The organism is Candidatus Desulfolinea nitratireducens, assembly GCF_982879505.1.
On sequence record NZ_CEYOSI010000209.1, the window covers coordinates 1 to 6096 of the forward strand.

Consider the following 6096-nt stretch of genomic DNA (forward strand, 5'->3'; position numbering starts at 1 on the left):
GGAATACAACAGAAGAAACTGCGAAATCTCTAACCTTCAGGTTTACCAAATCGTTTCCCAGCATAATTCCAGACCAGACAATCTTAATCCAAAGTCGATAAACATAAAAAAATACCCGCGAGAAATAATATTTTGGCTCTATCAATACCCCACCGTGTATAATAATTTATTGCTTGTAATCTTTAATAAAAGGCCAACTTATGCCCATTTCCCGACGCTTTAAACTTTTGGAAGAGCGCGAAGTCAATCGCGAGACCTTTGTCGAACCGTGGCCTGAAGCCGGACTGATTGTGGCTGATAGTCCAGCTGACCCTCAGCCCGGTCTGCGTATCGAAGCAGGTCGTGTGATTGAGCTGGATGGAAGACTTCGCGCCAAGTTCGATATTTTGGATTATTTCATTGCAGATAACGGCTTGGACCTGGCCGCCGCCGAGATTGCGATGGCGACCCCGTCCATTGATATTGCCAGAAAATTAGTGGATATCAATGTCCCTCGTGCCGAAATCCTGTATCTTGCAAGTGGCTGCACTCCGGCCAAACTTGTGGACATCATCCGGCATATGAACGTTTTGGAGATGATGGTGGGGTTGGGCAAGATGCGTGCTCGCCGCACACCAGCGAATCAGGCGCATGTCACCAATCTGCGGGAGCACCCTGCGCTCCTGGCCGCTGATGCGGCTGAGGCGGCCTTGCGCGGCTTTGCTGAAGTCGAAACCACCGTAGGCGTGGCACGTTACGCGCCATTCAGTGCATTGGCGATTCTGATCGGCAGTCAAACCGGAAGGGGTGGTGTACTCACCCAGTGTGCAGTTGAAGAATCATTAGGGTTGGAATTGGCGATGAAGGGCCTCACCTCTTATGCCGAGACCCTCTCAGTCTACGGTACAGAAGGCACCTTTGTGGATGGCGATGATACTCCCTGGTCAAAGGCTTTTCTTTCTGCGGCATATGCCTCGCGTGGTGTCAAAATTCGCTTTACCTCTGGTACCGGATCTGAGGCATTGATGGGTCATGCAGAGGGATGTTCCATGTTGTATTTGGAGGCCCGTTGTCTGTTCGTAACTCGCGGAGCCGGGAGTCAGGGTGTGCAGAATGGTTCCATTTCCTGCATCGCATTACCCGAGTCGCTCCCTGGCGGTGTGAGGGCAGTGCTGGCTGAAAATTTACTTGCAACCATGTTGGGATTGGAAGTAGCCTCAGGTAACGATGCATTGGCCTCGCATTCAGATATCCGCAAAGCTGCCAAGTTGATGTTGCAATTTATCCCCGGTACTGACTTTATTACTTCCGGTTACAGCGCAATGCCCCGGCGTGAAAATCTATTTGGCGGCGGTAATTTTGACGCCGCTGATTTTGATGATTACAATGTTTTACAACGTGATATGCAAGTGGATGGCGGAATCCTTCCCGTTTCTGAAGCTGAGGCATTAACGGTCCGCCGTGAGGCAGCCTCCGCCATCCAGGCGGTCTATGCGGAGTTGGGTTTTCCAGTGATAACTGATGCGGAAGTTGAGGCTGCTGTGCTGGCTCATGGAAGCGAGACAATGCCCGAGCGGGATGTGATTGCTGATCTTGCAGCGGCCGATAAATTCCTGCCCAGCCAGCAAACCATCCTGACTGTGATCCGGGCCCTCCAAACCCGCGGTTTTGAGCAAGTGGCATCTAACCTGTTGGAAATGGCACGACAGCGCGTGGCAGGTGATTATCTCCAGACTTCCGCAATTTTTGATAGCAACTTCAAAGTCCAGAGTGCGGTCAATGATGTCAACGACTACACTGGCCCGGGTACAGGATACCGGATGAGCGCCCAACGCTGGCAGGAGATCCAAAACCTGCCGCAGGTAAAATCTCCACGTGATTTTATTGCTGATCAGATCGGGGAACCATGCCTTCGCCTCGCGGAACTGTCCCCCGCAGAAGCCGGTAATAATTCCGAAGTCATTGTGGCTGTCGGACCAGCCTTTGGAACCGAGCTGACGCGTACGATCAACGGTCTCGATCATGAGGAGGTCCTGGCCGCCATCCTGACCGGCGTAGCAAGCCAGGGATTGGTAGCACGTGTGGTCAAGGTTTATCGCACATCCGATTGTGCCGCCATTGGGCAGATCGGGGCACAACTCAGCGGCTCGGGTATCGCCATCGGTTTGCAATCGCGGGGAACGACGATCATCCACAAGCGAGGGTTGGCTCGGCTTAACAATTTGGAATTATTCTCTCAATCGCCAAATCTGACCCTGGAAACTTATCAGGCTATCGGGGTGAACGCTGCGCGGTATGCAATGGGCAAAGCCACCGCTCCCGTCCCTGTGCAGGTGGATAACTGGGCAAGGTTACGGTTAATTGTCAAAACTGCCTTACTGCATCGCCATGAAACCGGTGAAATTCAGGACCAACCGCCAATGGAAATGCGCTTCGACTGGGAACCGGATCTATAAGGAAAATTTTATGGGAACAGAATCTTTAAAATACCCACTCAGTGAAAGTGCTGCCGAGACGTTGTTTGCTGCCAGCGGGCGACGGCTTGCTGATATTACGACAGAGGCTGCCCGCGCCAGCGACCTGAAAATGGAAGATGTCCAAATCAGTGCCGATACTTTACGTGCCCAGGCCGAAGTGGCACTTCAGGCAGGATACCCTCAACTGGCATCCAATCTTATTCGTGCGGCAGAACTTACTGCTGTACCAAATGCTGAGGTCTTGCGCATGTACAATACGCTCCGCCCCGGACGAGCCACGTATGTTGAACTGGTGGCATTGGCTGACTCTCTGGAAATGCAATACCACGCCCCAGAATGTGCACGGATGGTGCGGGAAGCCGCAGCCGTTTATAAGACACGAGACTTATTGCAGAAATAAATTGGCCGCAAAATGCCCTTTATATATTTGGTGTCTCTAGATTCCAACCAAATCTGAATAACTGAAACGCTTATACCTAAGGAGAAAGTATGAAAATTGCAGTCACGGGAGGAAATGGTGATCTTGGCAGCAGCCTGATCCCCTACCTGATGGAAGAAGGTCATTCTGTGGTTAGTATTGACCGTTCCATACCACCCATTCCCAGTCCACGGCCAACAAGGCTGCCTGATTATCTGGTTGCCGATATGACCAACTTTGGCGAGGTGGTGGCTTGCCTTAGCGGATGTGATGCGGTTATTCATTTGGCTGCCCATCGTTCACCATTGAACAGCCCCGACCCAAAAGTTTACGCTGACAACACCACGGGTAGCTATAATATCCTTTATGCGGCAGCAACCCTGGGGATCAAGCGTGTTTGCCTGGCCTCATCCATCAACGCCATCGGGGGCGCATTCAGTAAATCGCCAAGATACGATTATTTTCCTGTGGACGAAGAACATCCCACTTATGCGGAAGACCCATACAGCCTGTCAAAGTGGGTGCTGGAACAGCAGGGGGATTCGTTTGCGCGGCGTTATGAGTGGATGACGATTGCCAGCCTCCGTTTTCATTGGTTGGTTGAGACCAAGGAGCATGTTGAGATATTAGCAGGTACTTTTGGTGATATTGTAACTCGTCACTTATGGGCCTATATTTTGTTGGAGGATGCGAATCGTGCCTGCTTGCTTTCCCTGACGGCGGATTACCAGGGGCATGAGGTTTTTTACATCGTAGCGCCCCAAACCGCTGAAAAAAAATTATCGAGCGATCTTGCCCAAAAATATTACCCGAAGGTCCCCATGCGTAAGAAAATGACGGGGACAGGTGGTTTCTTTGATTGCAGTAAAGCCGGTCGAATTCTTGGTTGGCATCATCAGGAGAATTAATATGCATATTACGGATATCAAGCCTTACCCTGTTTGGGTGGGTAATCGTAACCAACTGGTCGTCAAAGTGGAGACCGACGAAGGAATTTATGGTTTAGGCGAATCAGGTCTTAGCGGTCGTGAGTTGGCTGTGATCGGTGCCCTCAAGCATTTTCGGGAGTTCCTGATTGGTAAAGATCCCATGCAACGCGGCCTGATCTGGCAGGAACTTTATCGCAGTCAATACTTCGAGGGTGGTCGAGTGTTGTTGGCGGCCCAAAGCGCCATAGATATTGCCTTGCATGATATTGTTGGCAAGGCATTGGATGTTCCCGTATATCAGCTGCTCGGTGGCAGACATCGTGATCTGATCCCCTGCTTTGCAACTACAGGAGGCGAGAGTGGTGAGCAAATGCTGGAGAACGTTAAGTTACTATGGGAGCATGACTGGCGCGTAATGCGTATGATGCCGCTAACACCGAAAAAGTCAGAGTCACCTGATATTTTTGAGCCACGCGAAAGTATTGCCTATACAGCAAAATGGATGACCAAAATACGCGAAGAAATGGGAGCAGAACTGACCCTTGGGATTGATTATCATCATCGCCTTTCGTTGGCCGAATCTGCCTCTTTTTGCCAGCGGATGCCTGCCGGAACCCTGGACTTTCTTGAGGAACCGATCCGTGACGAAACCCCCGAGGCATACGAAGCCTTGCGCAAGCTCACTCCCGTACCCTTTGCCGTTGGCGAGGAGTTCGCTAGTAAGTGGCAATTTTTGCCATATATTGAAAGACATATTACTGATTACGCCCGTATCGATATCTGCAACGTGGGTGGTTTTACCGAAGCGATGAAGGTTTCTGGTTGGGCAGAGGCACATTATATTGACCTGATGCCCCACAATCCACTTGGCCCCGTTTGCACTGCCGCAACAATTCATCTTGCTGCTGCGGTGCCAAACTTTGCCTGGCTGGAAGTCCGTACAACCCAAACTGAAAACCTGTATTACGGCCAGGATGGCGTGAATGACGCCGAACAATTATTCCCTGTACAGCCTCGCCTGGAAGGGACAAGCTTCCCTGTGCCTGAAGCGCCAGGTCTTGGTATAGAATTTGATGAAAAGCTGGCTCAATCTCAAACATGGAAGTTTTGGGAAGCGCCTCATTGGAAACGTCGAGACGGATCTGTAACCAATTGGTAATTTCCGAGAAAATTTTAAATCGTAGGAATGGAAAATATGAGTACTAACGAAAAAGATATGCTTTTCGTAGGTAGCTATGCACCAGAAAATATGCCGGGCATTCACGTTTTTAAAATAGATTTGGCAACTGGCGAATTGACCCCTCGTGGCTCCTATTCAGGAATTGCAAAACCTTCCTTTCTAACCATTCATCCAAATGGGGAGTGGCTCTATTCCGTCAGTGAAACAGGTCAAGACAGTGATGGTGTATTAGGGTCTGTTCACTCTTTCAGGATTCAAAATGATGATTTGAATCTGAAATTGGAGCCCATCAATCAACAGTCAACAGACGGGGATTGGCCCTGCCATCTCCAATTTGATCGTAGTGGACGGTGGCTGATCGCATCCAATTATGGCACAGGCAATGCAGCATTATTCCCCATTTTATCGGATGGTGCTTTAGGTGAGATGAAATCCTTTGTGCAGCATGAAGGCCACGGTCCAAACTCAGCTCGACAGGAGGGTCCACACGCACATTCGGCTATATTTACACCTGACAATCGCTTTGTGATCGTGGCCGATTTGGGAATTGATCAACTCGTTGTCTATAATTTTGATGATGAGACTGGTTCCCTTTCACGACATACGGAAATCCATACACAGCCGGGTGCGGGTCCACGACACTTCGCTTTTCATCCAAATGATCGCCATTTGTTGGTGGCAAACGAGTTGGACAGTAGTGTGACTGTTTATGAATACGACGCCGAAAACGGCACACTCCATTCACGACAAACGCTGCCCACCTTGCCAACAGATTCTTCCAAGAGTATCGTTGCCGATATCCATTTTTCGCCTGCGGGTCAGCATGTTTACGTTTCCAATCGTGGCCACGATAGTCTGGCGATTTTTGAATTTAATCAGGGGACAGGAAAGCTTAGCGCTCTTCCTCATCAAAAAACCCATGGTAAAACCCCTCGTAATTTCGCCATTGATCCCAAGGGTGTATTTCTTCAAACAGCCAATCAGGACAGCAATAATATTGCCACCTTCCGCATCAACGAGTCCACAGGGAAGCTGACATTCATTGGGCAAATTACCGACATCCCCAAGCCTGTCTGTTTGAAGATAGTTACCTTGAAATAATCTGTATTATTT

General features: G+C 49.8%; 5 protein-coding genes and 1 pseudogene. All 6 read left to right on the plus strand.

Annotation, left to right across the window (positions count from 1 at the left end; translation table 11 throughout):
- Positions 1-200: 200 nt before the first annotated feature.
- Positions 201-1859, plus strand: a pseudogene (locus AC3DOM_RS14675) (propanediol/glycerol family dehydratase large subunit); the annotation flags it as partial.
- Positions 1860-1943: 84 nt separating this feature from the next.
- A complete protein-coding gene (locus AC3DOM_RS14680; protein ID WP_487919797.1) occupies positions 1944-2435 on the plus strand; it encodes a glycerol dehydratase reactivase beta/small subunit family protein in 492 nt (163 codons plus the stop codon).
- A 10-nt stretch (positions 2436-2445) separates the two neighbouring features.
- Positions 2446-2856, plus strand: a complete 411-nt coding sequence (locus AC3DOM_RS14685; RefSeq protein ID WP_487919793.1) for a diol dehydratase small subunit — start codon at positions 2446-2448, stop codon at positions 2854-2856.
- Between the two features lie 89 nt (positions 2857-2945).
- Complete coding sequence (locus AC3DOM_RS14690) at positions 2946-3782, plus strand: NAD-dependent epimerase/dehydratase family protein (protein ID WP_487919794.1); 837 nt, start codon at positions 2946-2948, stop codon at positions 3780-3782.
- 1 nt (position 3783) lies between these two features.
- Complete coding sequence (locus tag AC3DOM_RS14695; RefSeq protein WP_487919795.1) at positions 3784-4962, plus strand: mandelate racemase/muconate lactonizing enzyme family protein; 1179 nt, start codon at positions 3784-3786, stop codon at positions 4960-4962.
- A 36-nt stretch (positions 4963-4998) separates the two neighbouring features.
- Positions 4999-6084 (plus strand): lactonase family protein, encoded by a 1086-nt coding sequence (locus AC3DOM_RS14700; protein WP_487919796.1) that lies wholly within the window; start codon positions 4999-5001, stop codon positions 6082-6084.
- Positions 6085-6096: the final 12 nt, after the last annotated feature.